Origin of the sequence: Fictibacillus sp. NRS-1165 (genome assembly GCF_050468105.1) — a bacterium.
Classification (GTDB): Bacteria; Bacillota; Bacilli; order Bacillales; family Fictibacillaceae; genus Fictibacillus_C; species Fictibacillus_C terrinigri.
The window spans coordinates 139,713-166,529 of record NZ_JBDPNU010000019.1; the positions used below are offsets into that span (position 1 = coordinate 139,713).

26 protein-coding genes and 1 riboswitch are annotated in these 26,817 nt (G+C 45.8%); of the genes, 24 read left to right on the forward strand and 2 right to left on the reverse strand.

All coding sequences use genetic code 11. From position 1 onward, the window contains the following. The first annotated feature begins 1 nt into the window (after nt 1). The 4 genes from ABHN01_RS07735 (at nt 2) to ABHN01_RS07750 (ending at nt 6,959) form a co-directional block, all read left to right on the forward strand. Nucleotides 2-646 carry a TetR/AcrR family transcriptional regulator gene (locus tag ABHN01_RS07735; RefSeq protein ID WP_429875052.1) on the forward strand — a complete coding sequence of 215 codons (645 nt, stop codon included), beginning with the start codon at nt 2-4 and terminating at the stop codon, nt 644-646. A gap of 20 nt (nt 647-666) precedes the next feature. Next, entirely contained in the window at nt 667-3,927 is a 3,261-nt protein-coding gene (icmF, locus tag ABHN01_RS07740) for a fused isobutyryl-CoA mutase/GTPase IcmF (RefSeq protein WP_429875053.1), read from the forward strand. A 432-nt stretch (nt 3,928-4,359) separates the two neighbouring features. After that, complete coding sequence (gene rpoE / locus ABHN01_RS07745) at nt 4,360-4,929, forward strand: DNA-directed RNA polymerase subunit delta (protein WP_429875054.1); 570 nt, start codon at nt 4,360-4,362, stop codon at nt 4,927-4,929. 425 nt (nt 4,930-5,354) lie between these two features. Beyond that, complete coding sequence (locus ABHN01_RS07750; protein ID WP_290397725.1) at nt 5,355-6,959, forward strand: CTP synthase; 1,605 nt, start codon at nt 5,355-5,357, stop codon at nt 6,957-6,959. 405 nt (nt 6,960-7,364) lie between these two features. Here the strand turns inward: ABHN01_RS07750 and ABHN01_RS07755 are convergent, their stop codons facing one another. Beyond that, entirely contained in the window at nt 7,365-7,895 is a 531-nt protein-coding gene (locus tag ABHN01_RS07755; protein WP_429875055.1) for a DUF2529 family protein, read from the reverse strand. Nucleotides 7,896-8,019: 124 nt separating this feature from the next. On the opposite strand from ABHN01_RS07755, the gene ABHN01_RS07760 reads away from it, so the two are divergent. From ABHN01_RS07760 to ABHN01_RS07800, 9 genes are all read left to right on the forward strand, one after another. Then, nucleotides 8,020-8,406 carry a response regulator gene (locus ABHN01_RS07760; RefSeq protein ID WP_290397727.1) on the forward strand — a complete coding sequence of 129 codons (387 nt, stop codon included), beginning with the start codon at nt 8,020-8,022 and terminating at the stop codon, nt 8,404-8,406. 209 nt (nt 8,407-8,615) lie between these two features. Beyond that, nucleotides 8,616-9,479, forward strand: a complete 864-nt coding sequence (fba, locus tag ABHN01_RS07765) for a class II fructose-1,6-bisphosphate aldolase (RefSeq protein ID WP_290397728.1) — start codon at nt 8,616-8,618, stop codon at nt 9,477-9,479. A gap of 201 nt (nt 9,480-9,680) precedes the next feature. After that, the gene (fsa, locus tag ABHN01_RS07770; protein ID WP_429875056.1) at nt 9,681-10,331 is read left to right on the forward strand and encodes a fructose-6-phosphate aldolase; all 651 of its coding nucleotides are present in this window, start codon (nt 9,681-9,683) and stop codon (nt 10,329-10,331) included. Between the two features lie 155 nt (nt 10,332-10,486). After that, complete coding sequence (locus ABHN01_RS07775) at nt 10,487-11,779, forward strand: UDP-N-acetylglucosamine 1-carboxyvinyltransferase (protein ID WP_429875057.1); 1,293 nt, start codon at nt 10,487-10,489, stop codon at nt 11,777-11,779. A gap of 98 nt (nt 11,780-11,877) precedes the next feature. Beyond that, a complete protein-coding gene (glpX, locus tag ABHN01_RS07780; protein WP_429875058.1) occupies nt 11,878-12,846 on the forward strand; it encodes a class II fructose-bisphosphatase in 969 nt (322 codons plus the stop codon). Between the two features lie 301 nt (nt 12,847-13,147). Next, entirely contained in the window at nt 13,148-14,437 is a 1,290-nt protein-coding gene (gene rho / locus ABHN01_RS07785) for a transcription termination factor Rho (protein WP_290397732.1), read from the forward strand. A gap of 113 nt (nt 14,438-14,550) precedes the next feature. Further along, entirely contained in the window at nt 14,551-14,796 is a 246-nt protein-coding gene (locus ABHN01_RS07790; protein ID WP_290397733.1) for a type B 50S ribosomal protein L31, read from the forward strand. 189 nt (nt 14,797-14,985) lie between these two features. Beyond that, entirely contained in the window at nt 14,986-15,603 is a 618-nt protein-coding gene (locus ABHN01_RS07795; protein WP_429875059.1) for a thymidine kinase, read from the forward strand. 96 nt (nt 15,604-15,699) lie between these two features. Beyond that, complete coding sequence (locus ABHN01_RS07800) at nt 15,700-16,152, forward strand: hypothetical protein (protein WP_429875060.1); 453 nt, start codon at nt 15,700-15,702, stop codon at nt 16,150-16,152. Between the two features lie 226 nt (nt 16,153-16,378). On the opposite strand, the gene ABHN01_RS07805 is transcribed toward ABHN01_RS07800, so the two are convergent. Beyond that, nucleotides 16,379-17,713, reverse strand: coding sequence for an FAD-dependent oxidoreductase (locus ABHN01_RS07805; protein WP_429875061.1), 1,335 nt, complete (start codon nt 17,711-17,713; stop codon nt 16,379-16,381). Between the two features lie 171 nt (nt 17,714-17,884). Between ABHN01_RS07805 and ABHN01_RS07810 the strand changes: the two genes are divergently transcribed. The 11 genes from ABHN01_RS07810 (at nt 17,885) to ABHN01_RS07860 (ending at nt 26,815) form a co-directional block, all read left to right on the forward strand. Continuing rightward, nucleotides 17,885-18,214, forward strand: coding sequence for a hypothetical protein (locus ABHN01_RS07810; protein ID WP_290397737.1), 330 nt, complete (start codon nt 17,885-17,887; stop codon nt 18,212-18,214). A gap of 59 nt (nt 18,215-18,273) precedes the next feature. Beyond that, nucleotides 18,274-18,933, forward strand: coding sequence for an MOSC domain-containing protein (locus tag ABHN01_RS07815; RefSeq protein WP_429875062.1), 660 nt, complete (start codon nt 18,274-18,276; stop codon nt 18,931-18,933). Between the two features lie 117 nt (nt 18,934-19,050). After that, a complete protein-coding gene (prfA, locus tag ABHN01_RS07820; RefSeq protein WP_429875063.1) occupies nt 19,051-20,124 on the forward strand; it encodes a peptide chain release factor 1 in 1,074 nt (357 codons plus the stop codon). A 10-nt stretch (nt 20,125-20,134) separates the two neighbouring features. Beyond that, nucleotides 20,135-20,995 carry a peptide chain release factor N(5)-glutamine methyltransferase gene (gene prmC, locus ABHN01_RS07825; protein ID WP_429875172.1) on the forward strand — a complete coding sequence of 287 codons (861 nt, stop codon included), beginning with the start codon at nt 20,135-20,137 and terminating at the stop codon, nt 20,993-20,995. Nucleotides 20,996-21,278: 283 nt separating this feature from the next. Then, nucleotides 21,279-21,376, forward strand: a riboswitch (SAM riboswitch). A gap of 170 nt (nt 21,377-21,546) precedes the next feature. Then, nucleotides 21,547-22,593, forward strand: coding sequence for an LLM class flavin-dependent oxidoreductase (locus ABHN01_RS07830; protein WP_429875064.1), 1,047 nt, complete (start codon nt 21,547-21,549; stop codon nt 22,591-22,593). Between the two features lie 45 nt (nt 22,594-22,638). Then, nucleotides 22,639-23,592, forward strand: a complete 954-nt coding sequence (locus ABHN01_RS07835; RefSeq protein WP_429875065.1) for an ATP-grasp domain-containing protein — start codon at nt 22,639-22,641, stop codon at nt 23,590-23,592. Between the two features lie 275 nt (nt 23,593-23,867). Beyond that, nucleotides 23,868-24,542 carry a stage II sporulation protein R gene (spoIIR, locus tag ABHN01_RS07840; RefSeq protein WP_429875066.1) on the forward strand — a complete coding sequence of 225 codons (675 nt, stop codon included), beginning with the start codon at nt 23,868-23,870 and terminating at the stop codon, nt 24,540-24,542. A gap of 62 nt (nt 24,543-24,604) precedes the next feature. Further along, nucleotides 24,605-25,048 carry a GNAT family N-acetyltransferase gene (locus ABHN01_RS07845; protein WP_290397744.1) on the forward strand — a complete coding sequence of 148 codons (444 nt, stop codon included), beginning with the start codon at nt 24,605-24,607 and terminating at the stop codon, nt 25,046-25,048. Between the two features lie 106 nt (nt 25,049-25,154). Next, nucleotides 25,155-26,204: an L-threonylcarbamoyladenylate synthase gene (locus tag ABHN01_RS07850; protein WP_429875067.1), complete on the forward strand. Its 1,050-nt coding sequence runs from the start codon at nt 25,155-25,157 to the stop codon at nt 26,202-26,204. Nucleotides 26,205-26,309: 105 nt separating this feature from the next. After that, nucleotides 26,310-26,435, forward strand: a complete 126-nt coding sequence (locus tag ABHN01_RS07855) for a hypothetical protein (protein ID WP_429875068.1) — start codon at nt 26,310-26,312, stop codon at nt 26,433-26,435. 2 nt (nt 26,436-26,437) lie between these two features. After that, entirely contained in the window at nt 26,438-26,815 is a 378-nt protein-coding gene (locus ABHN01_RS07860) for an NUDIX hydrolase (RefSeq protein WP_429875069.1), read from the forward strand. Nucleotides 26,816-26,817: the final 2 nt, after the last annotated feature.

A 26,817-nucleotide genomic window follows, 5' to 3' on the forward strand; every position in this document is an offset into this window, starting at 1 on the left:
TTTGGGAAGAAAGGAAGTACCCTCGCTTGTAAAGGATGAAAAGCTGATCGAAAAAAGGCGCGGAGAAATGGTTAAGGCAGCAGTGAACCTATTTAAGGAAAACGGCTTTCACCGTACAACCACCCGGGAAATCGCAAAAGCGTCCGGGTTCAGCATAGGAACGCTGTATGAGTATATCCGCTCGAAGGAAGATATTCTATACCTCGTCTGTGACAGCATCTATGAAGGGGTAAAGGAAAAGCTCCATGAACAGATCTCTCTGGCAGAGGGAAGCATCGAACATGTGAAAAAGGCCATCGCTGTCTATTTTAATGTGGTTGATGAGATGCAGGATGAAGTGCTCGTCATGTACCAGGAAGCCAAGTCACTTTCACGCGAAGCACTGCCTTATGTGCTGAAAAAAGAGCTGGAGATGACAGCGATCTTCGAGGACCTACTGCATCGGACAGTGGCACAAGGGGAACTGGAATTGAACGAAGAGGAAGTAAAACTTCTCGCCCACAACATCCTGGTTCATGGGCAGATGTGGACCTTCCGACGCTGGAGCCTCAGAAAGGAATACACATTGGAAGAGTATACCCAAATGCAGATCAATCTGCTCTTATACGGAGTTCTAAACCGCAGCCTGACAGGCAGAACAAGTTAAGTTAGAGAGGAGAAGGGAAAATGAGTAATCCGGAAGTATATCAGCCGAAGAACCATATTCGTTTTGTAACCGCTTCCAGCCTGTTTGACGGACATGATGCGTCCATTAACATTATGAGGCGAATTTTGCAGTCAAGCGGAGCTGAAGTCATCCATCTTGGGCATAACCGTTCAGTAGACGAGGTCGTCAGTGCAGCCATTCAGGAAGATGTTCAGGGTATTGCGATTTCTTCCTATCAAGGCGGCCATGTCGAATATTTTAAGTACATGATCGATCTTTTAAAGGAACGCGGAGCGAGCCATATCAAAGTATTTGGCGGAGGCGGAGGCGTTATTATTCCGCCGGAAATAAAAGAACTGCACAGCTACGGCGTCACCCGCCTGTTCTCTCCCGAGGACGGCAGGATCAACGGCCTCCAGGGGATGATCAACTTCATGCTTCAGGAATGCGATTTTCAGACAGTGACCGAACTCACGGATGAACTGGAGAAGCTTCATGAAAAAGAAAGCCGTGCCGTCGCACGCCTGATCACGGTTGCCGAGAACGGACAGTTCGCTCCAAAGGAAACCGCAGCCACAGTTGAACACGTGCTCCAGCAAGTCAAAAGCACACAGCAAAACGTACCTGTACTCGGAATCACAGGAACAGGAGGCGCAGGAAAAAGCTCATTGACCGATGAACTTGTGCGCCGTTACGTGAATGAATTTGAAGATAAAACGGTAGCCATCATTTCTATCGATCCGACGAAGCAAAAAACGGGCGGCGCCTTGCTCGGTGACCGCATCCGCATGAACTCCATCTACAATCCCCGTGTATACATGCGAAGTCTTGCAACTAGGGGCTCCCGCTCAGAGATTTCGGCAGCAACCCGCGATGCACTCTCTGTGGTAAAGGCCGCAGGTTATGATCTGGTCATTGTGGAAACGAGCGGAATTGGGCAAGGAGACGCGGAAATCGTGGATATTTCAGATGTTTCCATGTACGTGATGACGAGTGAATTCGGTGCGCCTTCACAGCTGGAGAAAATTGATATGATCGATTACGCCGATCTCATCGCCATCAACAAGTTTGAACGAAAAGGTTCGGAAGACGCGCTGCGTGATGTAAAGAAACAGTATCAGCGCTCACGCCAATGGTTTGAAAAAGAGCTTGATGAAATGCCGGTATACGGAACGATCGCAAGCCAATTCAACGATGCAGGAACGAACATTCTTTTCCGGGCATTGATCCAATCCTTAAATGATAAATGTGGACTCGATTGGGAGCTCAAGCCCCTGGCGGAAGAAACGGTCGCCAAAAAGAACGTGATCATTCCAGGTGAGCGCAGCCAGTATCTAAACGATCTCGTCTATACAATGAAAGATTACTATAAGACGATGAATGAACAAGTAAAGTATGCAAGGAAGAGCTACCAGCTCAAAGGTTCAATAGAAACGATACAGGAGATCAATGCGAACGGAGAGGCCGTCTCTACCCTGGAAGAAGCAAGAGATCTAATAGAGGAGAATCTTCTACCATATACGAGAAAAACAATCGAAAACTGGCCGAAGTTGAGGGAGCAGTACAGCGGCACAGAATTTGTAACGAAGATCAGGGACAAAGAAATCGTTACAGAGATCACAACAAAAAGTCTTTCAGGATTAAACATTCCGAAAGTCTCTCTTCCTAAGTTTGAAGACTGGGGAGAAATTGTAAAATGGGTCATGAAAGAAAATGTCCCTGGAGCCTTCCCTTACACAGCAGGGGTATTCCCGTTTAAACGAAAGGGTGAAGATCCGAAGCGCCAATTTGCCGGAGAAGGAACGCCGGAACGAACCAACCGGCGTTTTCACTATCTTTCAAAAGACGATGATGCGAAGCGTTTGAGTACAGCTTTTGACTCCGTTACTTTATATGGTGAGGATCCGGATTACCGCCCGGACATTTATGGAAAAGTGGGGGAAAGCGGTGTCAGCATCTGTACGCTGGATGATATGAAAAAGCTATACGACGGCTTTGATTTGATCGCGCCGAGCACATCCGTCTCCATGACGATCAATGGTCCTGCTCCGATTATTCTTGCGATGTTCATGAATACGGCCATCGATCAGCAGGTTCAAATTTTTGAAGAGGAGCACCAACGCTTTCCAAATGAAGCGGAATACAAGGAGATTGCCGCTATGACGCTCGCGAGTGTACGCGGAACGGTTCAGGCAGATATTCTGAAGGAAGACCAGGGGCAGAATACGTGTATTTTCTCAACTGAATTTGCGTTGCGCATGATGGGAGACATTCAGCAATATTTCATCGATCACAATGTGCGTAATTATTATTCCGTATCCATCTCCGGCTACCATATCGCTGAAGCGGGTGCTAACCCGATTACTCAGCTGGCCTTTACGCTGGCGAACGGCTTTACGTATGTTGAATATTATTTAAGCCGCGGCATGCATATCGATGATTTTGCGCCGAACCTTTCGTTCTTCTTCAGCAACGGCCTGGATCCGGAATATGCGGTGATCGGCCGGGTTGCACGAAGAATTTGGGCGACGGTGATGAAGAATAAATACGGTGCTAACGAACGCAGCCAGAAGCTGAAGTATCATGTCCAAACATCCGGCCGTTCGCTTCATGCCCAGGAAATCGACTTTAACGACATCCGTACAACACTTCAGGCTCTGATGGCGCTCTATGATAACTGCAATTCGCTCCATACCAACTCTTATGACGAGGCCATTACGACTCCGACAGAGGAATCTGTCCGCCGTGCGATGGCGATCCAGTTGATCATCACAAAGGAAATGGGTCTTGCCCGTAATGAAAATTCCCTACAAGGATCGTTTATTATTGACGAGCTGACCGACCTTGTGGAGGAAGCGGTTCTTCAGGAATTCGAAAGGCTGAATGCACGAGGCGGCGTTTTAGGCTCCATGGAGACGCAATATCAGCGAGGAAAAATCCAGGAAGAATCCATGTATTATGAGATGAAAAAACATAATGGAGAGTTGCCGATCATTGGGGTGAACACGTACCTGAATCCGAATCCTCCTAAAGATGAAGAATTTAACATGCAGCTCGCACGTGCAACGAAGGAAGAGAAGGAACAGCAGATCGCCAGCCTTAATGAGTTCAAGAACAGACATGCCGAGCATTCGGCGCAAGCGCTGCGCAAGCTGCAGGAAACGGCCTTGAACGGAGGCAATATATTTGAAGAGCTGATGAAAACCGTCAGAGTCGCGAGTCTCGGACAAATCACATCCGCTTTATATGAAGTCGGCGGTAAGTACCGCAGAAATATGTAAAAAAACAACCTTGAAAAAGGATAAAAAAGAAAAATAGAAAAAGAGGATATATCCTCTTTTTCTATTTTTACCTTACTCAGTGATGAAAAGCTTCAAACAAAACTAATTGCTTCGTTGAATAAAATCATGGCGATCCAGCCGAATTTGGCTAGTGAACCAAAGTTTTTATACTAAGCAGCAATTTGTCCATTCAGGGGGTGCCGGGCACTTTTGGGGTGAATTGATAGTGCCGGGCACCCGTGCAAAGATGTGGTGCCAGGCATCTTTTGAGTGAACTGATGGTGCCAGGCACTCTGATTTTAAAAAAAAAGATATCATTCATCTAGCATATCCTTGAAAGATTTGTTTATAATGAAGAGTATAATTCTTCTAGAACAAAACTTGTGCATCTATGACATAAATAGATTTATTGATTTGAAAGGAAGTGCCAACTTGAGTTTAATCAAATCTTATTCAAAAGAAGAGATCGTGGAAATGGCCATGGTTGAGATCGCTTTTGAAATTTTAAAAGAGGAAAAACAGACTGTTCCCTTTTATGAGCTTGTACAGCGAATTAAGGATATGAAAGGATTGTCTGATGCTGCTGTTGAACGCCGTCTATCTCATTTTTATACAGACATGAATATCGATGGCCGTTTTGTTTCCCTTGGCGACAATAAATGGGGACTTAAAGCTTGGTATCCGATCGAGAGCAGTGAAGAAGAGCTTGGGAACACCAACAAGCCTACGAAACGCAAAAAGGCTGTCGCAGATGATAACGACTTTGATGACTATGATGAGGATTTTGAAGAAGACTTCGATGCTCTCGATGTTGACGATGAGTTTGCGAAAGCAAGCAGCGATGAAGATGATGGGGACGAGGACGAAGAAGAATTGGATGAGGACTTCGACGAATTCGCAGACAGCGACGAAGAGCTGGATGAAGACATGGAAGACGAAGAAGACGTTGCCGCTGAAGAGGAATTATACGAAGTGGAAAATGAAGACGAAGAGGACAAGTAAGAGCTGTAAGACCGACTGCCCGGTGTGCGCCTGAGAAACGGTGCCCACCGGGTTGTTTTTTTGATGTCCGGCTCGCCCAGGGCGAAAATGGATTACAATTTCCCCTCCACAAAAATCGTGTTGCTGAGTAAGAGTTCCACCGCTTGTCGGACGTTGACAGGCAGCTGCCGCTTTTCCAGTCTTTTCTTACTTTTGCAAATTTCCTTATGGTTCTTGACATTCCAGCGGAAAGCCGATAGAATCATTTTTGGGCTAAACGTATATATAAATAATTTTTTGCAGATAAAAACAAAAGTGCCCCCTTTATTGGGGAGGAGTCACTTTTGTTTTTTTTTATTTTTTAAGCTTCTTAATCATATTCGCCCTTCTGCTTGAAACCGATGCAGGGGGGTATACTTAATTGTGAATCCAGAGGGGGAAAAAAGATGGCAAAGTATATATTTGTAACAGGCGGAGTGGTTTCGTCTCTAGGAAAAGGGATTACGGCAGCTTCCTTGGGCCGATTGTTAAAAAACAGAGGCGTTAAGGTAACTACCCAAAAGTTTGACCCTTATATTAACGTGGACCCAGGAACCATGAGTCCTTATCAGCACGGAGAAGTTTTTGTAACCGATGATGGAGCTGAAACAGATCTAGACCTTGGGCACTATGAGCGGTTTATCGATATTAACCTGAATAAATTCAGTTCTGTCACAACAGGTAAGATCTACTCTACGGTTCTCCGTAAAGAAAGAAGAGGAGAGTACCTGGGCGGAACAGTACAGGTTATTCCTCACATCACGAATGAAATTAAAGAACGTGTATTCCGGGCAGGCCGCGAAACCAACGCTGATGTTGTGATCACTGAAATTGGAGGAACAGTGGGCGATATTGAAAGTTTGCCGTTCCTCGAGGCGATCCGCCAGATTAAGAGTGATGTCGGTTCAGAAAATGTAATGTACATCCACTGTACACTTATCCCATATATCAAAGCAGCCGGAGAGCTTAAGACGAAGCCGACCCAGCACAGCGTGAAAGAGCTTCGAAGCCTTGGGATCCAGCCAAACATCATCGTCGTCCGTACGGAAATGCCCGTCTCTGATGATATGAAAGAAAAGATCGGCCTTTTCTGTGATATTGATCCAAAAGCAGTCATTGAAGCGCGTGACGCTGATACGTTGTACCGTGTACCGATCGACCTGCAGGAACAAAATATGGATCAGATTGTTTGCGACCATTTGAAATTGGACTGTAAAGAAGCTGACATGGGTGAATGGAAAAGCTTGATTGATCGAGTACTTAACTTGTCAGGAAAAGCAAAAATTGCGTTAGTCGGAAAATATGTCGCCCTTCAAGATGCCTATATTTCAGTCGTTGAATCCTTGCGGCATGCTGGATATCACCATGATGCGGATGTTGAGATCCAATGGATCAACTCTGAAGATGTAACGAAAGAAAATGTAGCCGAAACACTGAAGGATGCTGATGGGATCCTTGTTCCTGGCGGTTTCGGAGACCGTGGTGTAGAAGGGAAGATCCTTGCCATTCAGTATGCACGTGAGAACAAGGTTCCTTACCTTGGAATTTGTTTAGGCATGCAGCTTGCGTCTGTTGAGTTTGCGCGCAATGTGCTCGGCATGGAAGGTGCACATTCTACAGAGCTTCTTCCGTCCACATCCTATCCGATCATTGACTTGCTTCCTGAGCAAAAAGATGTGGAAGACCTTGGGGGTACGCTTCGTTTAGGTCTGTATCCATGTAAGCTTAACGAAGGAACAAAAGCGTACGATGCTTATCAGGATGAAGTGGTTTATGAACGCCACCGCCACCGTTATGAATTCAATAATGAATATCGCGGTCAAATGGAGAAGGAAGGCTTCGTATTCTCTGGTACAAGCCCGGATGGCCGTTTAGTCGAGATCATCGAGCTTAATGATCATCCTTGGTTTGTAGCCTCTCAGTTCCACCCAGAGTTTATCTCTCGCCCGACTCGCCCGCAGCCTTTATTCCGAGATTTTGTCGGAGCATCTCTGAAATTAAAAAATCAATAAAATAAACCCGGCTGATTTCAGCCGGGTTTTTTGATTGAAGATTGGTTCTTCCGTTTTAAACTCAGCATTACCGGCCCTAGATGGTTCTGTTCATGCGGTTTGAGAGGGGGGCGACCGCAGGACAGTGGACAAAATAGGGCCAAGCATGCTGAACGCGCTCTGACTTGCTGTTGACCTTGGCTGTAAGCACTTCGTTAAAGGGGATTGTGACGGAGGCTGTTGTTTGCTCGAAAGTCTGGTTGAAAATATTAAGGGGCTGGATAAGGATTAGGACGTTGTCCCTCCTCATCTGGAAATTCGGCAAAAATTGACATATCCCTTCAATGTTTTCAAAAAATTTAAAGCAAGGTGAGTTTATTCACACATTGGCTTTTTGGACCGTTTCTGCAGATTGTATATTTGAAATTAATCTTCATACTCTTCGAGGATTTCTTTGGCGGTGATAAACAGGGCATGATACGCAAAAATGCCTGCCATGGCAGAAGGCATTCCGATACGCTCACCATTCTCGGTTGGAACCAGGCCTCTTTTTACCATCAAATCAATAAATACATCACTAAAGGGTACGGCTTCTTCCCCTTTTTCTTTTCGTGAGGCAAGGAAAATGGTATTCGCTTCTGTATGTTGTTTTATTTCCCGGAGCAGGCTGATCGTGGGCTCATCGTTATGAAAACGTGCGGAAGCGATCACAGTATCTACACTTGTTAATCCGCTGATTTCTGAAGCGTCCAGGTGCTTCGCATTTGAAAAGGCCTCTTGTCCGAGCAAACCTTCTGCACATACTGCCTTCATCTCGTCTTTTCCTGTAAAATAGACAGTGCCCTGCGAAAGGACGGTTTGTGCAAGAAGTCTTGCTCCGTCTTCAAAGGCAAACTCATTATCCTGCTGTATTTTAGAAAAAATTCCGCTGAGCTGGGTGGCAAATATTTTTAACATAAGATTCCCCTTCGTTTCAGTAGTAGATTTAGTATAACGCATTGGTTTTTTTATTTCACTTGAGGCAGCAGGAAAACGACAGGTTTCACAGAATTAGTTAGAATATGGAATTGAACGAAAAAATATGACAGAGGTGAGCGAATTGAGTAAGATATTGATTGTTGATGACCAATATGGAATTCGAATTCTTCTTAATGAGATTTTTCAGAAAGAGGGTTATGAGACTTTTCAGGCGGCGAACGGGGTTCAGGCTCTTGCAATCGTCGAAGAGGAAACACCCGATCTCGTAATTTTAGACATGAAGATTCCAGGAATGGACGGATTGGAAATCTTGCGCCGCGTCAAAAAATTAAACGCTTCGATTCAGGTTATTATTATGACGGCTTATGGCGAATTGGACATGATACATGAAGCGATTAAACTCGGGGCGATCACTCATTTTGCGAAACCTTTCGACATTGATGAGATTCGCGCGGCGGTAAGGAAAGAATTACCAATAAGCGCAGGGTAGACAAAAAATCTTCAAAACATTGACAGATCGGCATTGGTAGCGCTTGCACGCGAAAAGCCTATTTATTGCGGTTTTCAAGCGCTATTGGTATGCTATAATAGGTTTGAAAAAAGACTAAGTAATGTTTAACATATGGCATTTTCGGAAAAAGAACGACAATCATTCTTTTTTCGTTTTTTTGTGCCAATAGTAAAGGGAGGACATGAAACATGCCTTTAGTGTCAATGAAGGAAATGCTCGAAAAAGGAAAAGCGGAAGGATATGCTGTCGGTCAATTCAACATCAATAACCTTGAATTTACCCAAGCGATTCTCCAAGCGGCTCAAGAAGAAAAATCTCCGGTAATTCTTGGCGTTTCAGAAGGCGCTGCACGTTACATGGGTGGTTTTAAACTTGTCGTCAGCATGGTTAAAGCATTAATTGAAGAATATAAAGTAACTGTACCGGTTGCGATCCACTTGGATCATGGCTCCAGCTACCAAAAATGTGCGGAAGCCATTCATGCCGGTTTCACTTCCGTTATGATTGATGGATCACATTTCCCGCTTGAGGAAAACATTGCCTTAACGAAAAAGGTAGTAGAACTTGCACACTTCCATGGTGTATCAGTTGAAGCTGAGCTTGGCCGTATCGGCGGACAGGAAGACGATCTTGTCGTGGATGATGCAGAAGCAGCTTACGCTATTCCTTCTGAATGTGATCAGCTTGTGCGCGAAACGGGTGTAGATTGCTTTGCTCCTGCACTAGGAAGCGTACACGGACCTTACAAAGGTGAGCCGAACCTTGGTTTTGACCGCATGAAAGAAGTAAATGAACTAACTGGTGTTCCTCTTGTGCTTCACGGCGGAACTGGAATCCCAACACACGATATTCAAAAAGCAATCTCTCTAGGTACAGCCAAAATCAACGTAAACACAGAAAACCAAATTGCGTCTTTCAATGCAGTAAAAGAATACATTGCTGCTAACCCGGATAAATACGATCCGCGTAAATACCTTACTGCTGCCCGCGATGCGATCAAGGAAACAGTGAAAGGGAAAATCCGCGAGTTCGGTTCTTCCAACAAGGCGTAACAATGATATGGAAATAAAACGGCTCATGCCGTTTTATTTCTCTGCCATGAAGCCGCCTATAACATTATAGGCGGTTTTCTTTACAATCAGATGCAAAAAAGGGTTATAATATGGGGTATGAAAGTTGTTGTGTGGAAGAGACTAAAAGGGGAATTAGACATCGTGTCTATACAACCACTTTATTATAGGAGTGAATGAATAATGAAATTTTTTATCGATACTGCAAATATTGACGAAATCCGCGAAGCCCACGATCTTGGCATTTTATCAGGGGTTACAACAAACCCGACGCTAGTGGCGAAAGAAGGCGTTGACTTCCACGACCGCATTCGTGAAATCACTGCTCTTGTACCGGGTTCTGTCAGTGCTGAAGTTGTTTCGCTTAAAGCGGAAGAAATGATCGAAGAAGGCAAGGAGCTTGCTGCGATCGCACCAAACGTGACCGTTAAAGTTCCGATGACAACAGAAGGTCTTAAAGCGGTTAAAGCTTTCAGTGACTTGAACATTAAAACAAACGTTACATTAATCTTTAATGCCAACCAGGCATTGCTTGCCGCAAGAGCGGGTGCAACGTACGTGTCCCCATTCTTAGGAAGACTGGATGATATCGGACAGGATGGATTGAAGCTCATTAGTGAGATCGCTGAAATCTTTGCGATTCATGGTATCCCAACCGAGATCATCGCAGCATCTGTTCGTCATCCGATCCACGTGACACAGGCAGCACTTGGCGGAGCACATATCGCGACTATTCCGCTTAAGGTCATCAAGAGCCTGGTAAATCATCCATTAACTGATCAAGGGATTGAACGATTCCTAAGCGATTGGGAAGCTGTAAAAAACCGCGGATAGACGATACCATAACTTATACAAGCACCACCTCCCGTGGTGCTTGTTTTTGGTTTTTTGCCATAAAACACCAAAAATTAGCATGATATTCCAGTGGTTGAGAATACTAAAAAGTACAACAACTGCTGTAGACCGCTTGATGCAGAAGGGAGCAAACCATGGAACAAAAGCTTATGATTGAAGGGGGATTTCCCCTCGAAGGAACCGTTCATATTAGCGGAGCCAAGAACAGTGCGGTTGCATTAATCCCAGCTACCATTCTTGCAGAATCCCAAGTCATCATAGACCAGCTGCCTAATATATCAGATGTCCGTTTGTTAAGAGATTTGCTGGAAGAGATCGGCGGAGAAGCCGAATTGGATGAAAACAATACATTAACGGTGAATCCCGAAAAAATGATTGCGATGCCGCTTCCAAATGGAAAGGTTAAGAAATTAAGAGCCTCTTATTACCTGATGGGTGCTATGCTTGGCCGCTTCAAAAAAGCAGTCATTGGCCTTCCGGGAGGCTGTAATCTCGGCCCAAGGCCTATTGATCAGCACATCAAAGGCTTTGAGGCATTAGGTGCAAAAGTTACCAATGAGCAAGGTGCGATCTATCTACGTGCAGATGAGCTCATCGGCGCACGAATCTATTTGGATGTAGTAAGTGTTGGTGCTACGATTAATATTATGCTGGCGGCCGTTCGGGCCAAGGGCCAAACGATCATTGAAAACGCTGCAAAAGAACCAGAGATTATCGACGTTGCCACTCTTTTAACAAGCATGGGCGCGAAAATTAAAGGTGCAGGTACGGATGTCATTCGAATCGACGGAGTCGACCATCTGCATGGATGCCGCCACTCTATCATCCCAGACCGGATTGAAGCAGGCACGTACATGATATTGGCCGCAGCCGTTGGCCAGCAAGTGTTAATTGATAATGTCATACCTCTCCACTTGGAGTCATTGATTGCCAAGCTCCGTGAAATGGGTGTTCATATCGAAACAAAAGACGATCAGGTACTCATTCACAACAGTGGGAACCCGTTAAAGAGTGTAGATATTAAGACCTTGGTTTATCCTGGTTTTCCGACAGATCTTCAACAGCCGTTCACTTCATTGCTTACGAAGGCAGAGGGAACGAGCATCGTTACGGATACCATTTACTCTGCTCGATTTAAGCATATCGATGAGTTGAGGAGAATGGGTGCGAACATGAAGGTAGAAGGACGATCCGCCATTATTAATGGACAGGCCCGCCTTGAGGGAGCGAAAGTAAAAGCCAGTGATCTGCGTGCAGGAGCAGCTCTTGTCGTTGCCGGACTTATGGCAGAAGGCATCACCGAAGTTTCCGGGCTTGAGCACATCGACCGCGGCTACGAATCCTTAGTCGATAAACTGTTAGGCCTTGGCGCGAAAATATGGCGTGAAAACCTTGATGTGGAGGAAATGGAAGAGGTCGAGAAGTAGGCAACATCAAGTTAAAGAGTTTCAGTGCTTGTCGTCTCTGACAGGCATCTCAGATTTTCAATTTTTTGTAAGCGTTTAACAAGGGGGATGTTATTTCAATGGAACGTAGTTTATCAATGGAACTAGTACGTGTAACAGAAGCCGCTGCACTTGCTTCAGCTCGATGGATGGGCCGGGGCGTAAAGGATGAAGCGGATGACGCAGCAACCACTGCCATGCGCGATGTTTTTGATACTGTCCCGATGAAAGGAACCGTTGTCATTGGAGAGGGAGAAATGGACGAGGCTCCAATGCTTTATATTGGTGAAAAGCTCGGGACAGGCTATGGTCCGCGCGTGGATGTAGCGGTAGACCCTCTCGAAGGAACGAACATCGTGGCTTCCGGAACTTGGAATGCTTTAGCTGTTTTAGCTGTAGCGGACCACGGAAACCTTCTCCATGCACCGGACATGTATATGGATAAAATCGCTGTAGGGCCGGAAGCCGTGGGCAAGATCGACATCAATGCACCGACCATCGACAACCTAAGGGCGGTGGCTAAAGCGCGGAATAAGGACATTGAAGATCTTGTCGCGATCATTCTTAACCGCCCGAGGCATGAGAAAGTCATCCAGGAAATCAGAGAAGCGGGTGCAAGAATCAAGCTGATCTCTGATGGTGATGTGGCAGCCGCCATTAATACTGCATTTGAAGGAACAGGCGTGGATATATTATTCGGATCAGGCGGTGCTCCCGAAGGTGTCATTGCCGCAGTTGCCTTGAAGTGCCTTGGCGGAGAAATACAAGGGAAATTGCTTCCTCAAAATGAGGCTGAGCTAGAACGCTGCCGCAAAATGGGAATCACTGATATTAACAAAGTGCTTCGTATGGAGGATCTTGTAAAAGGTGATGATGCCATCTTCGCTGCGACAGGTGTAACAGATGGAGAACTACTGAAAGGCGTACAGTTTAAGGGGACGATCGGTACGACCCACTCTGTCGTCATGCGTGCAAAGTCCGGTACGGTTCGATTTATCGATGGCCGCCACAGCCTGAAGAAGAAACCTGATCTCGTCATTAAACCATAATCATTTTTAAATAGTCCGGCGCTTAACTCTTCAGCATGTTGCTTTGAAAAAAAGGATGCGGAAGAGGAAGCGTCCGGCATTTTTACTTTATTCATCCTTCTTTATCTAACACTTGATTAAACCCACATTTTGTGGTTAAAATATGAAGTACTGTTTAATTTATATTATAAATTTCCACTTCTGGTTTACTTACTTCAAAAGTATCCTTCCAATCCTTCATTTCTGTTGCCCTGTTCTTTCAAAAAACGATTAAAAACAGAAAACACAATGTGTAGAAAATAGAATAAAGTGTGGTGTTATTATGGGCTTAGTATTATCTGAATTAGAAACGAAAAAACTAAAAGAATTATATGAACTTGCAAGACAATATAGAGTTCCGTATTACGGAAAATTGACGAAAAGAGAATTAATGTTCTCCATTCTTAAAGCGCAGGCTGAGCAGGATGGATATTCATTTATGGAAGGCATTCTCGAAGTTATTCCGAACGAAGGTTTTGGCTTTTTGCGTCCGATCAACTACTCTCCAAGTTCTCAGGATATTTATATTTCAGCCTCGCAGATCCGCAGGTTTGATCTGAGAAATGGGGACAAGGTATCCGGTAAGGTAAGGCCGCCAAAGGAAAATGAACGGTATTACGGATTGCTTCAGGTGGAAGCAGTAAATGGCGAGGATCCGGACACAGCAAAAGAACGTGTTCACTTCCCGGCGTTAACGGCTCTTTATCCGGAAAAGAAAATGGTGCTTGAAACCGAGCGCACAAACCTTTCAACCCGTATTATGGACATGATTGCGCCGGTTGGTTTCGGCCAGCGCGGATTGATTGTTGCGCCGCCAAAAGCCGGTAAAACCAGCCTCTTGAAAGAAGTCGCACACAGTATTTCAACGAACCACCCGGATACTGAACTGATCGTTCTGCTCATTGATGAGCGTCCGGAAGAAGTAACAGACATCGAGCGGTCTGTGAAAGGTGATGTAGTCAGTTCTACGTTTGACGAGGTGCCGGAAAACCATATTAAAGTGGCGGAGCTCGTATTAGAGCGTGCGATGCGCCTGGTGGAGCATAAAAAGGATGTAGTGATCCTGCTGGACAGCATCACACGTCTTGCACGTGCGTATAACCTCGTTATTCCTCCGAGCGGACGTACATTGTCCGGCGGGATCGACCCGGCCGCGTTCCATCGTCCGAAGCGCTTTTTCGGGGCTGCCCGAAACATCGAAGAAGGCGGCAGCCTGACGATTTTGGCGACAGCTCTTGTGGAGACAGGCTCCCGTATGGATGACGTGATCTACGAAGAGTTCAAAGGAACAGGAAATATGGAGCTTCATCTTGACCGTAAGCTTGCTGAACGCCGAATCTTCCCAGCGATTGATATCCGTCGTTCCGGAACGCGAAAAGAAGAGATGCTTATCCAGAAAGATCACCTTGAATCATTGTGGGCGATCCGAAAAACAATGGACGATTCGTATGATTTCGTAGATACATTTATGAAGCGATTGCGAAAAACAACCAACAACGAAGAATTTTTCGCGATGTTCGAAGCCGAGAAGTCAGGCACGAACAAGCGTGTGAAATCCCTGTCGAATTCCTGAAGAATATAAGGGAAATGCTGTTGCAAAATAAATAGCACCCTGTTATACTACTGCTATGTGCTTATTTTAACTCTGGATCCTCAGGATTCAGGGCAGAAGGAGTTGAGAACGAAATGAAACCAAATTTACATCCGAATTATAATAAAGTTGTATTTATGGATGCGAGCAGCGGTTATAAGTTCTTGTCCGGCTCAACGATGTCTTCTAACGAGACCATTGAATGGGAAGATGGAAATACTTATCCAGTAATCAAAGTGGATGTTAGTTCCGATACACACCCTTTCTACACTGGCCGTCAGAAGTTTACTGATGTTGGTGGACGTGTTGACCGTTTCAAAAAGAAATACAATCTTAAGTAATATGCTGCAAGTTGTAAGGGGCAAGAGAACTTCTTGCTCCTTTTTTTTGTAATTGAAGAGAATTTTTCCGTCTTTGTAAAAGGCGTTAGCTCAATAGATGAGTACATAATAAATGTAAATACCATGTAGGATTCTTGCTGGAAAGACTGATGACATGAAAGCCAAGGATCTAGGAAGGGGAACAGAAACATGTACGTAATGAAGCAGAATGGCTGGGTTGAGGTCATTTGCGGAAGCATGTTTTCAGGAAAATCAGAAGAATTGATTCGCAGGGTCCGGCGTGCGAAATACGGAAAGCTTGAAGTTCAAGTCTTTAAACCGCTCATCGACGACCGTTACAGTGAAGAATCGGTGGTTTCTCATAACGGTAATGCAGTTATTGCACAACCCGTTGGGAAATCTGTTGATATCCTGAAAAACGTCTCTCCTGACACTGAAGTGGTAGCCATTGACGAAGTTCAGTTCTTTGATGAGGACGTCATTTCGGTCGTTCAGGAATTAGCCGATCATGGGATTCGAGTGATCGTTGCTGGCCTTGACCAGGATTTCAGGGGCGAGCCTTTTGGCCCGATGCCAAAACTCATGGCGCTTGCTGAAAGTGTGACCAAGCTTCACGCGATCTGCATGGTATGCGGATCTCCTGCCAGCCGTACACAAAGACTGATCGACGGAAAACCGGCTTCTTATGATGATCCGATTATTTTGGTTGGCGCATCCGAATCATATGAACCGCGCTGCCGCCATTGTCATGAAGTACCGGGAAAGCCGAATAATCTGCTCGCAAGCCTGGCAGATCACACTGAATAAATAATGGATGATTCTTCTCATGGAGGGAATCATCCTTTTTTTGTCTGTATTTTTTATCGCAGAACACAAACCCTAAGCGTACAGGAGGTGTTTTCTGTGAAAAAAGCAGGCGTTTTCCTTATCCTTTCTGCTTTGCTGGCAGCCTGTTCACCTACGTCAAAAGATCATTTTGAACCGACGGCGAATGAATCAGCCCAGAATAGAAAAGACAACATGTGGGGCCATGGCATCATTAATTACCATTTGACAAAAAACAATCCGAAATTCAATTATAGCTCCGAAACCAATAAGAACCCGCATGATTATCAGAAGCTGAACACAGCTCGGTTTGACATATCTGATGATCAGGATAAGATCCGGCAGGCAGTGGTCAGTGAGACAGGCATCAACCCTCAGATGGTGACCATAAATGGAAACTACGCACATATCCATTTGAACGTCCCGCCGAACGTGTCTGGCCGCAAGAAAGCAAAGATGCGCCGGGAAATTAAAGCGGCAGCAGAGCAGGCAGTGCCACGCTATAAGTTTTCAGTTAAAGTGGACAGTTAAGAAAAGTGCATGCGCCCTTGCTCAGCAACACGCTTTTTGTGTTGAGGGGGAAGAGTGAAGCGACCTGGGATGAAAAGAAGATCTTACTTTTCATCCTCCGAGGACCTGTGCTGAAAACAAGAAACACGTGTTCAGCCCGGGGCGCTGGAACAGGACAATACACCACTGACATACATCAGGCCGAAAAAACGGCAAATGTCCGTGCTCCCGCACAGACAAATGCCGTTTATTTTTTGGCCCTTCTTGCTGCTTGCTGGATCGGGTCCCACACCCCATTATACGGAGGGGCATAACAAAGATCCAAATCCTCCAGTTCATGCAGGTCCATTCCGTGATACATCGCTGTGGCCAATACATCGACTCTTTTGTCAACTCCGTGTTTGCCGATAAACTGCCCGCCAAGAATACGCTGGTTGTTGGCATCAAATATGATTTTCACGTGCAGCGGTTCTACCCCGGGAAAATAGCCGGCAATATCTTTTGCGCGTGTCATCACCGTTTCGACCGGAAATTGAAGCTTCTCCGCTTCTCTTACGGAAATCCCCGTTTTTCCAAGAGAAAGATCCATGAATTTAATGATGGAGGAGCCCACGATCCCTTTGAACGTCTGCCTCTTGCCGGACATGTTCAAACCGGCAATCCGGCCTTGTTTGTTCGCGGTGGTGCCAAGAGGGATATGGTCATCCATTTCTTTGATCAGATGGTAATGGCTCGCGCAATCACCAGCAGCATAGATATCTTCTACATTGGTCTCCATGTACCGGTTAACAAGGATTGCACCGCTCTCATGCAGCCTGATGTCCGTATTTTGGATCAATGCTGTATTCGGTTTTGCACCTGCAGCGACGATTACCATGTCCGTTGGATAGTCACGTTTATCTGTCTTCACGAATTGAACCCGGTCATCCCCTTTAAAACGCTGAACTTCCTCATTTAGACAGACCTCTATGCCGTGTTTTTTGGCTTCTTCATGGATCAGCTCCGCCATATCCGAATCAAAGATTTTGCCCAGCTGGGCCCCTCTTTGGATGATTCTTACCTTTTTCCCTAGAAACTTGAGATTCTCAGCCATCTCAAGACCAATATAGCCTCCTCCGATAATCGTAATATCCTGAATGGATGAGTCTAGTTCCTTTTTGATCTTCTCCGCATCGGGAATGGTTTTCACAACATGGATACCCGGAAGGTGCCTTCCTTCCCATGCTGGTATAATCGGGCTCACTCCTGTTGCGATCAAAAGCTTGTCATATGAAAAAATAAATTCATCCTGCGTTTTTGTATGTATGCCGTGAATGGTTTTTTCCTTGGGATCCACCCGTGTTACTTCATGAAAGGTTCTTGCATCCATTCCATATTTGTCTCTGAAAATGCTGACGTCACGGGCGATCAGATCTTCGGAGGAAGGTATGAGCCCGCTGACTACATAGGGGAGGCCGCATTGGCCGTATGAGTAAATCCCGCCCTTTTCGAAAATGGTGATGCTGGCCTGCGGATCATTGCGGACAATTTGCATGGCAGCACTCATTCCGGCTGCATCTCCGCCAATAATACAATAGTTCATATTTTATCCCCTTTCTGTTCCTCTATAGTATTCCACTGTGCTAGATTTTAGTCATCGTTAACTGGGTGTTCGCTATTTCTGCGCCGTATCCTTTTTTTCCTTTAGCGCTTTCTGTACCAACAATAATTCCCGGCCCCCGTCGAACAATCATAGTATAGAGAGGTGTAGAAAATGCTGGATATCTTATCGAATGGAACGGACTGGAACGACCAGCCTGTACCACTCACCACACTTATCAAAAAGCTAAAAGAGAAGCCGCTGGATCCCATCTATGAATCCATGGGAAACTTTATCGTGAAGGTCAATCCGGTGACTGATACGCAGCACGACATTCGGCACAAAGGATGTACACAGTTCTTTGGCCACTTTGCTACCATTCCCTTTGTGTTCAATATCATAACCGATGAAAAAGTCGTGATCGAAGAACTGACAAAGGCCATCCGTATGAACCAGCAGCGCCTGGATTATGAAGCGCTGAAAAACCATACATCCATGTATTAAAAACCTTTGCCCGGCGCATCCGTTTAGAGTACGATAAAAGAAAAAGCGGGGGTGCCATCGTGGAAGGATCCATAATAGCTTTAAATGTTGGACAGGCAGATTTTCTATCGTGGCAGGGAAAAGAAATAAGCTCGGCGATCAATAAGAAGCCGTCTCAGGGCCCTTTATACCTGTCTGACCTTCAATTCGAGGGTGATGTACAGGCTGACACTGTGCATCATGGCGGGCCGGATAAAGCCGTCTGTGTCTATTCTCATGACCATTACCCGTATTGGGAGAACGGTTTGGGAATTTCTCTGGTCGTTCCTTCTTTCGGTGAGAATCTTACCGTTGAAGGGCTTACTGAAAAAGAGGTCTGTATCGGTGACATCTACCGGCTGGGGGAGGCATTGGTGCAGGTGAGCCAGCCGCGTCAGCCTTGTTTTAAAGTCGCCGCCAAGCTTAATCAGCCGCTGATGGTCAAATATATTCAGGATACGAGTTACTCGGGCTATTACTTGAGGGTACTGAAAGAAGGCATAGTCAGACCGGAAGACAAGCTTGTTATCGAAAAAAAGCACCACGGCGGAATCACAGTCGAATTTGTAAACCGAATCACGTACATAGACAAGGAAAACAGAGAAGGCCTTACCCTTCTTGCCAATCTCGTTGAACTGGCAGAAGGCTGGCGCTCAGCTATGAAAAAGCGGTTAGAAACTCTCCCCGGGCAGAACCTGTAGCCCCGGGGTTTCTTTTTGCCTTTCAATCCATAAAAAAACATGCATGAAGCCTTTTTGACGGGTGCCTTCCCCTGTATTATAATTAGAATGTTATGCCATTAAAATGAGGTGAAAAGCGTGTTAGAACGTTTAGAAACGATAGAAGCCCGATACAACAAACTAAATGATCTTTTAAGTGACCCAGAAGTCATTAGCGATACGAATAAACTAAGAGAATATTCTAAAGAACAGTCTTCTCTTCAAGATACGGTAGCCGTTTACCGTGAGTATAAAGAAGCGAAAGAAGGCCTCGACGAAGCGAAAGCGATGCTCGAAGAAAAGCTGGATGCTGAGATGACGGCCATGGTAAAAGAAGAAATTTCTGAGCTGGAAGACAAGATCGAAGAGTATACGCAGCAGCTGAAGATTTTGCTTCTTCCAAAAGACCCGAACGATGATAAAAACGTTATCGTCGAGGTACGCGGGGCAGCAGGCGGTGACGAAGCCGCACTATTTGCCGGCGACCTTTACAAAATGTACAGCCGTTATGCCGAGCTGCAAGGCTGGAAAACCGAAGTCATTGAAGCAAGCTACACAGAGCTTGGCGGCTACAAAGAGATTATTTTCATGATCAACGGGAACGGGGCATATTCCAAGCTGAAGTATGAAAACGGAGCTCACCGCGTACAGCGTGTACCTGCCACTGAATCCGGCGGCCGTATCCATACGTCCACCGCGACGGTTGCGATTCTTCCGGAAGCAGAAGAAGTCGAGGTTGAAATTCATGAGAAGGACGTTCGTGTAGATACGTTTACGTCCAGCGGACCGGGTGGACAATCCGTTAACACGACTCAATCCGCTGTTCGTCTGACTCATATTCCAACAGGGACGGTAGTCTCCTGCCAGGATGAAAAATCACAGATCAAGAACAAAGAAAAAGCCATGAAAGTTCTTCGTGCCCGTGTCTATGATAAAATTCAGCAGGAAAAGCAAAAAGAATACGATGAGAACCGTAAATCAGCAGTCGGAACCGGAGACCGCTCAGAGCGTATCCGTACGTATAACTTCCCGCAGAACCGTGTCACGGATCACCGGATCGGACTGACTCTTCAAAAATTGGATCAAATTTTACTCGGCAAACTGGACGAGTTCATTGAAGCTTTGATTACAGAAGACCAAACGAGCAAAATGAAGGCCCAGACGGAAGCGTAAGATGACAAAGATGAAACGGCATGAAGCCCTGAATTGGGCTTCATCTTTTTTAACAGAAATAGGGCGTGAACCCCAAGCCGGGGAGCTTCTGCTGCGGCACGCACTTGGCGATCTGAGCCGGACGGAGCTGCTTCTTGGTTTGAATGAAGAGCTTCCTCCACAGCAGCAAGAGGTCTTTATGGAAGCTGTGCAAAAGCATGGCGAAGGAGTCCCTGTCCAGTACATTACTGGTTTTGAAGAGTTTTACGGAAGACGTTTTTTTGTAAATAAAGAGGTTCTCATTCCTCGGCCGGAAACAGAAGAGCTTGTATACGAAGTACTTCAGCGTTCCAGCATGAGGTTTCAGGATGCACAAGAGATTAAGACAATCGACGTTGGGACGGGAAGCGGTGCCATTGCCGTTACGCTCGCCTTGGAAAATCCGCGTCTTACGGTCTCTGCGATTGACATCGCCGAGGAATCACTGGAGGTTGCCAGAAAAAATGCGGCAGACCTTGGGGCACCGGTTCGTTTTATTCATGGCGACCTTCTTCAGCCTCTGATCGAGAACGGAGAAAAAGTCGATATCGTGGTGTCCAATCCTCCTTACATTCCTGACCGTGAAATCATGGAGCTTGAAACGATCGTGAAAGATCAGGAGCCTTTCCGTGCGCTGAGCGGCGGTCAGGACGGCTACGTCTTTTACAGAAGATTTATGGAGGAGCTGCCCCTCGTCTTGAACAAACGAAGCATAGCAGCCTTTGAGGTCGGGCATGACCAAGGGCAGACAGTAGCGGAAATGCTTCGGATTACCTTCCCAGGATCATTCGTATCGGTCATAATGGACATCAGTCAAAAAGAACGGATGGTTATCGCAGAGATTGGTTTTTAATAGGCAGAAAAGGTAGCCCTCAGCTGTGCTGGGGGCTTTTTTTGTGGTTAGGAGTGAGAAATTGAGTGGAATTGTCGCCGAATTGAGCCTAATTGTAAATAATTGAGCGTATTTAAGAGTAATTGAGCCTAACTCAAAATAATTGAGCCTAATACAAAATAATTGAACCGAACTAAATCTTCAGACTTCTCCCCTGTATTTACACCAATCATTCCCAACTATTTTCTTATCCATAAAATTGACCAATGCCTACTTTTAGTGTAGGATTACTTTAATTAAATAAATCTTATCCAGAGTGGTGGAGGGACTGGCCCGATGAAACCCGGCAACCTATTTATCAAGGTGCTAAATCCAGCAGGAGTTGATCCTGGAAGATAAGATGGAGCGGTCTGTAACTTCCTCTTATCCGAGAGGAGGTTTTTTTGTGGGGTTTTTCGGGTTAGTCGGAGGGTCAGGACTTTGTCCTGACCGCTCCTCGCGCTGAAGAGATAGCGTTCGAGGTTCCTTTCAGCGGCAGCAGGTGTTTAAAGCAGAGGGGGAGAAGGAAGCAGATGAGATTTGGATTTTGGTTGCCGATTTTTGGCGGATGGTTGAGAAATGTGGAAGATGAGAACATGCCGCCCACGTTTGATTATGCAAAAAAGGTCATTCAGTGCGCGGAACAGTGGGGGTTTGATACTACGCTGATCGCAGAGCTGTATTTGAATGATATTAAAGGGCCGGATCAGGATTCCCTTGAGGCTTGGACAACGGCTGCGGGACTCGCCGCTGTAACAGAGAAAATTGAAATCATGACAGCAGTCAGACCGGGATTCCATAACCCTGCCGTCACTGCCAAAATGGCAGCGAACATCGATCAGATCAGTGGCGGAAGGTTTACACTTAATGTCGTTTCCGCCTGGTGGGAAGAAGAAGCGAGGCAGTACGGAGGCATTTTTACCGCTCATGATGAGCGATATGAGCGTACGCAGGAATTTATTGATGTTCTCAAAGGGCTGTGGACGGAGGAAACGTTTAATTATTCCGGAAAGTTTTATGAGTTAAGCAACACAAAGCTCTTCCCTAAACCTCTTCAGCGTCCGAATCCTATCCTATATGCAGGCGGTGAAAGTGAGCGAGGAAAACAAGTGATCTCTTCCTCCTGTGACGCCTATGTGATGCACGGCGGAACTGTCGAAGAGATCGCGGTTAAGATCGAAGACATGAAGAACCGCCGAGAGCAGACAGGAAAAGAACCTTTATCTTCGTTTGGAATGGCCGCCTATGTGATCTGCAGAGACACTGAAGAGGAGGCACAGGCTGAACTGCAAAGGATTACAGAGGTCAAGGAATCGAGCGCTTATGCAGGATTTAAAGATTTCACGAGTAAATCACAGCTCGAGCAGCAGATACAGCTGCAGGACTATTCTGTTTCAAACCGTGGATTGCGGCCTAATCTGATTGGTACGCCTGTGCAGATTGCGGAGCGCATTGCTGCTTATGAAGAGGCTGGCCTCGGACTTCTTTTATTGCAATTCTCCCCTCAGTTAGAGGAGATGGAACGTTTTTCAAAACAGGTAATGCCATTAGTGGAGAGCTTTAGAAAAGAACGTGTGTAAAAGCTTTGCCTGCAGATACTCACCTAGGATATAAGGAGGATGACCATGAAAAAAGTTTACATTATACACGAGAATGATGAGTGGACGAATCATTTAATCAAGAGGCTGGACGAGCTGCAGGTGCCATATGAGGCTTGGCATCTTGAACAAGGCACGGTCAATCTGGCAGAAGCACCTCCCGAGGGCATTTTCTATAGCCGTATGAGTGCTTCCTCCCATACAAGAGGACACCGTTATGCACCGGAACTGGCTGCCAGTGTAATCGCCTGGTTGGAGGCACATGGCCGAAAAGTACTGAACGGCAGCCGGGCGCTTCAGCTGGAGGTAAGCAAGGTGGCTCAATATCTGGAGCTTGAGGCTCATGGAGTGAGGACACCGAAAACGATTGCAGCTGTCGGCAAGGATCAGATTCTTCAGGCGGCAGAACAGTTCAGCGGAAAACCGTTTATCACCAAGCATAACCGTGCAGGAAAAGGTCTTGGTGTACAGCTTTTTCATTCGTATCAAGGCTTGAAGGAATATGTTCTCGGACCTGACTTTGAAGAGCCGGTAGACGGCGTGACACTGGTTCAGGAATACATTGATTCTCCGGAATCTTATATTACACGCTGTGAATTTGTCGGAGGTAAGTTTGTATATGCGGTTCGGGTGGATACTTCTGAAGGATTTGAACTCTGTCCGGCCGATGCCTGCCAAATCGGGGATCTTTTTTGTCCCGTGGGAGAGGAAACGCCGGCGAAGCCAAAATTTCAGATCGTGGAGAATTTCCATGAAGAGGTCATTGAAAACTATGAGAGCGTTCTGGCAGACAACCAAATCCATGTTGCCGGAATAGAGTTTATAAAAGATAAAGACGGTACTATTTTTACGTATGATATTAATACGAATACCAATTACAACTCGGATGCTGAAGCGGCGGCCGGAAAATATGGCATGCTTGAGCTTGCAAGGTTTTTGCGGCAGGAGCTTGATTCATTGACAACGGCATCGGTATCATGAGACAGAAAGAGCCTCCCGCGGGTAACGGGAGGCTCTTCGTTTTCATTATCTACATGAAAAAGGGGGTGATAGGGATGTCCTTACTATAGCAGACACACTTCTTTGTGGAGGAATTATGTGACCTTTTTGATATGTTTAATAAATTTGTGACAAAGTATGCAGTTTTCACAGCCGCTTTCTGTCATATTTTTTCGGTATTTGTTTACTAGATTCATAGTATGATTTCTCCTTTCCATGACCACACTGTGGATAGAAAAGGAAAGGGGAGCTTTAAAATGAAACGTTCAAAAAAATCTCTAATGACTATACTATTTCTGTCGCTGATCGCGATGCTGCTGTTTTTTGAAACCCAAACGAAGGTAGCCAATGCTACGATGAATGCGTCTGTAAAAATCCCGAGTGACGCGATCAGACTTCGGATTCTTGCAAACAGTGATGCTGATAAGGATCAGACACTAAAGAGAAGAATCAGGGATAAAGTGAACCAACAGATCACAACCTGGGTGGGGGGATTGGACTCTCATGATCAGGCCGAAAAAGTGATCAGAAAACATTTGCCTGAGGTTGAAAACGTGGTAAAGTCCTATTTGAAGGATGCCGGGCTTGACATTCCCTATAAAGTTCAATTCAACAATGACGTTGCCTTCCCGACAAAAATGTACGGAAATTACATCTACCCTGCTGGAAAATATGAAGCGGTACTGATCACACTTGGAAAAGGAGAAGGAGCCAACTGGTGGTGTGTATTGTTCCCTCCTCTATGTTTCCTTGATTTTGAAAACGGTGATGCTGTTAAAGCGGACCAGAAGAATGTAAAGGAAGTAGCCTTAGCTTCAGAACAGGAGGCTCCGGCGATGCAAGAACCCGATGAAGAAACGGTGCATGTTAAGTTCTTTCTGGCAGACTTGTTCACCACCATTGCGGATAAGATAGGGGGTCTCTTCTCTTAATACCCTGCATAACTTTCATGGTTGTTTCATAGACTTTAAAAAATGCTAGAGGGGTGAACGCCATGACCATTCGATTACGGGCGGCTATGCCGCATGAGGCTGGAAGCCTCGGTGACCTGGTCAAGCAGGCCGGTCTTGGAACCGATGGAATCAGAGAGGGAATCGAGAACTATCTCGTCGTGGAAAATGATCAAGGTGAAACGATCGGGACGGTGGGGCTTGAAAGGGTCGAAAACGATGGGTTGCTGCGATCTTTTGTGATGAAGAAAGAATACTCGAACGAACATCTATTTCTGCGATTGATTCAAAGAATTTTGCTATACTGTAAGGAAAAAGGAGTAGAAACCTTATACCTGCTTACGAAAGCTGTCCACCTTTTTGAACCGCTGTCGTTTCAGCCGGTATCCGCAACAGGAACTCCTTCCCATATCGAGAATACCGCCCATTATAAAAAAACAGCTGAAAAAGATGTTGTGCTGCTGTACTGCACGCTGAACGAAAAGTAATTATCCACAAGTTATGCACATTACTGGAGCATTTGTGTGTAACTTGTGGATGATGCGCGTTGTAAGCTTACGAACACATTTCGGGCGGTTTGAAAGGATTTTTTACATGCTGGAATATAAAACTGAAGTTTGGCCTGTGGATAAAAAAATAGCGGAAGATGAAAATTGTCCACAAATTACGCAGGCTTCCCTGTGGATAAAGAAAAATGAAGTGATCGCTTTTCCGACAGAAACCGTGTACGGACTCGGTGGAAACGCGAAGAGTGATGCAGCCATCGAGAAGATTTTTCTGGCGAAGGGACGGCCGAGCGATAATCCGCTGATCGTCCACGTGGCAAGCCGTGAGCAGCTTATCGGAATGGTTTCCTCCATTCCTGAACGGGCAAAAAAACTGATGGATGCGTTCTGGCCAGGTCCGTTGACATTGGTTCTTCCCAAGGGAGAGGATGTGTCCGAACGGGTGACCGCAGGGTTATCCACAGTGGCTGTTCGGATGCCTGATCATCCCGTTGCTCTAAAACTCATTAAAGAATGCGGTCTCCCCTTGGCGGCTCCCAGCGCGAATGTCTCGGGAAGGCCTTCTCCTACAACGGCCCAGCACGTCCATGAGGATTTAAAAGGGAGAATACCCGGCATCCTGGATGGCGGGGTCACAGGGGTAGGAGTGGAATCCACAGTAGTCGACTGCACAGCTGAAACACTGGTCATCCTTCGGCCAGGAGGTGTCACAAAAGAGCAGCTGGAAGTGGTTGCAGGTGAGACCATGATGGATCCTGGCCTCCTCAATGAGCAGGCCGCCCCAAAATCTCCGGGGATGAAATACACCCATTATGCTCCGGATGCTCCTCTTTTCCTTGTGGATGGATCCCCTTCTTTCCTGCAGGAGCTTGTGGATAAGCAAAAAGGAGCCGGTTTAAAAACCGGGGTGCTTACCACGGAAGAAAATGCTCCCTTTTACAAAGCGGATGCGGTCATTCCTTGCGGATCACGAGGAAAGCTGGAAAGTGTAGCACATCACCTATATGACGCATTGAGGGCATTTAATGAGAGTGGTGTCGATATCATTTACGGAGAAGTTTTTCCGAAATCGGGTGTAGGCGCAGCGATTATGAACAGGCTCGAGAAATCTGCCGGCGGGCAGATCATAAAAGAATAACCCCTGAAAGAACAGGACAGCTTGCTGTCCTGCTTTTTTTATGGACAGAAAACAAGAGTGAATATATGGTAAAAGGAAATGGATCTCAAGTTTGGGGGTGTTTAGATGGAAAGCAGAATGATATACGCTTCAGAAAAAGAGATGGTGCTCGAGGACGCTTTTGGAAGAATTTCTCTTAAAATGAGAAACCCTGAATCAGTGGTGATGCTCGCCAGAAAAGATGATGTTTGATCTTGATCAGCCAGTATCGGCAGCCGGTGGACAGCAAAGTGATCCAGCTGCCAGGGGGAAGAGTAAATGAAGGAGAGCAGCTGGAGCATGCGGCCCGGAGAGAGCTTCGCGAAGAAACAGGTTATGAATGTGGCCGAATTCATTATCTTGGAAAATTGATTCTTGCCTCATGGAAAACGAATGAAGAAGCACATGTTTTTTATACGGAAGAGCTGATCGATCATCATCAACAGAGCCTTGAAACCCATGAGAAAATTACGATCCTTGAAATGAGCTTGGAAGTGTGTCAGCGGCAGATCGAAGAAAACACAATAAATGATACAGAACTGTGCTATGCTGTTCTGCAAGCGATTCTGAAGGGTTTCATCCGACCAGAATAAAG

Excerpts from the sequence above, each read along its gene's own strand:
- icmF (WP_429875053.1), top strand. The coding sequence starts at position 667 with ATGAGTAATCCGGAAGTATATCAGCCGAAGAACCATATTCGTTTTGTA.
- ABHN01_RS07750 (WP_290397725.1), top strand. The coding sequence starts at position 5,355 with ATGGCAAAGTATATATTTGTAACAGGCGGAGTGGTTTCGTCTCTAGGA.
- ABHN01_RS07755 (WP_429875055.1), bottom strand. The coding sequence starts at position 7,895 with ATGTTAAAAATATTTGCCACCCAGCTCAGCGGAATTTTTTCTAAAATA.
- ABHN01_RS07760 (WP_290397727.1), top strand. The coding sequence starts at position 8,020 with ATGACAGAGGTGAGCGAATTGAGTAAGATATTGATTGTTGATGACCAA.
- fba (WP_290397728.1), top strand. The coding sequence starts at position 8,616 with ATGCCTTTAGTGTCAATGAAGGAAATGCTCGAAAAAGGAAAAGCGGAA.
- fsa (WP_429875056.1), top strand. The coding sequence starts at position 9,681 with ATGAAATTTTTTATCGATACTGCAAATATTGACGAAATCCGCGAAGCC.
- ABHN01_RS07775 (WP_429875057.1), top strand. The coding sequence starts at position 10,487 with ATGGAACAAAAGCTTATGATTGAAGGGGGATTTCCCCTCGAAGGAACC.
- glpX (WP_429875058.1), top strand. The coding sequence starts at position 11,878 with ATGGAACGTAGTTTATCAATGGAACTAGTACGTGTAACAGAAGCCGCT.
- rho (WP_290397732.1), top strand. The coding sequence starts at position 13,148 with ATGGGCTTAGTATTATCTGAATTAGAAACGAAAAAACTAAAAGAATTA.
- ABHN01_RS07790 (WP_290397733.1), top strand. The coding sequence starts at position 14,551 with ATGAAACCAAATTTACATCCGAATTATAATAAAGTTGTATTTATGGAT.
- ABHN01_RS07795 (WP_429875059.1), top strand. The coding sequence starts at position 14,986 with ATGTACGTAATGAAGCAGAATGGCTGGGTTGAGGTCATTTGCGGAAGC.
- ABHN01_RS07805 (WP_429875061.1), bottom strand. The coding sequence starts at position 17,713 with ATGAACTATTGTATTATTGGCGGAGATGCAGCCGGAATGAGTGCTGCC.
- ABHN01_RS07810 (WP_290397737.1), top strand. The coding sequence starts at position 17,885 with ATGCTGGATATCTTATCGAATGGAACGGACTGGAACGACCAGCCTGTA.
- prmC (WP_429875172.1), top strand. The coding sequence starts at position 20,135 with ATGAAACGGCATGAAGCCCTGAATTGGGCTTCATCTTTTTTAACAGAA.
- ABHN01_RS07830 (WP_429875064.1), top strand. The coding sequence starts at position 21,547 with ATGAGATTTGGATTTTGGTTGCCGATTTTTGGCGGATGGTTGAGAAAT.
- ABHN01_RS07835 (WP_429875065.1), top strand. The coding sequence starts at position 22,639 with ATGAAAAAAGTTTACATTATACACGAGAATGATGAGTGGACGAATCAT.
- spoIIR (WP_429875066.1), top strand. The coding sequence starts at position 23,868 with ATGAAACGTTCAAAAAAATCTCTAATGACTATACTATTTCTGTCGCTG.
- ABHN01_RS07845 (WP_290397744.1), top strand. The coding sequence starts at position 24,605 with ATGACCATTCGATTACGGGCGGCTATGCCGCATGAGGCTGGAAGCCTC.
- ABHN01_RS07850 (WP_429875067.1), top strand. The coding sequence starts at position 25,155 with ATGCTGGAATATAAAACTGAAGTTTGGCCTGTGGATAAAAAAATAGCG.
- ABHN01_RS07855 (WP_429875068.1), top strand. The coding sequence starts at position 26,310 with ATGGAAAGCAGAATGATATACGCTTCAGAAAAAGAGATGGTGCTCGAG.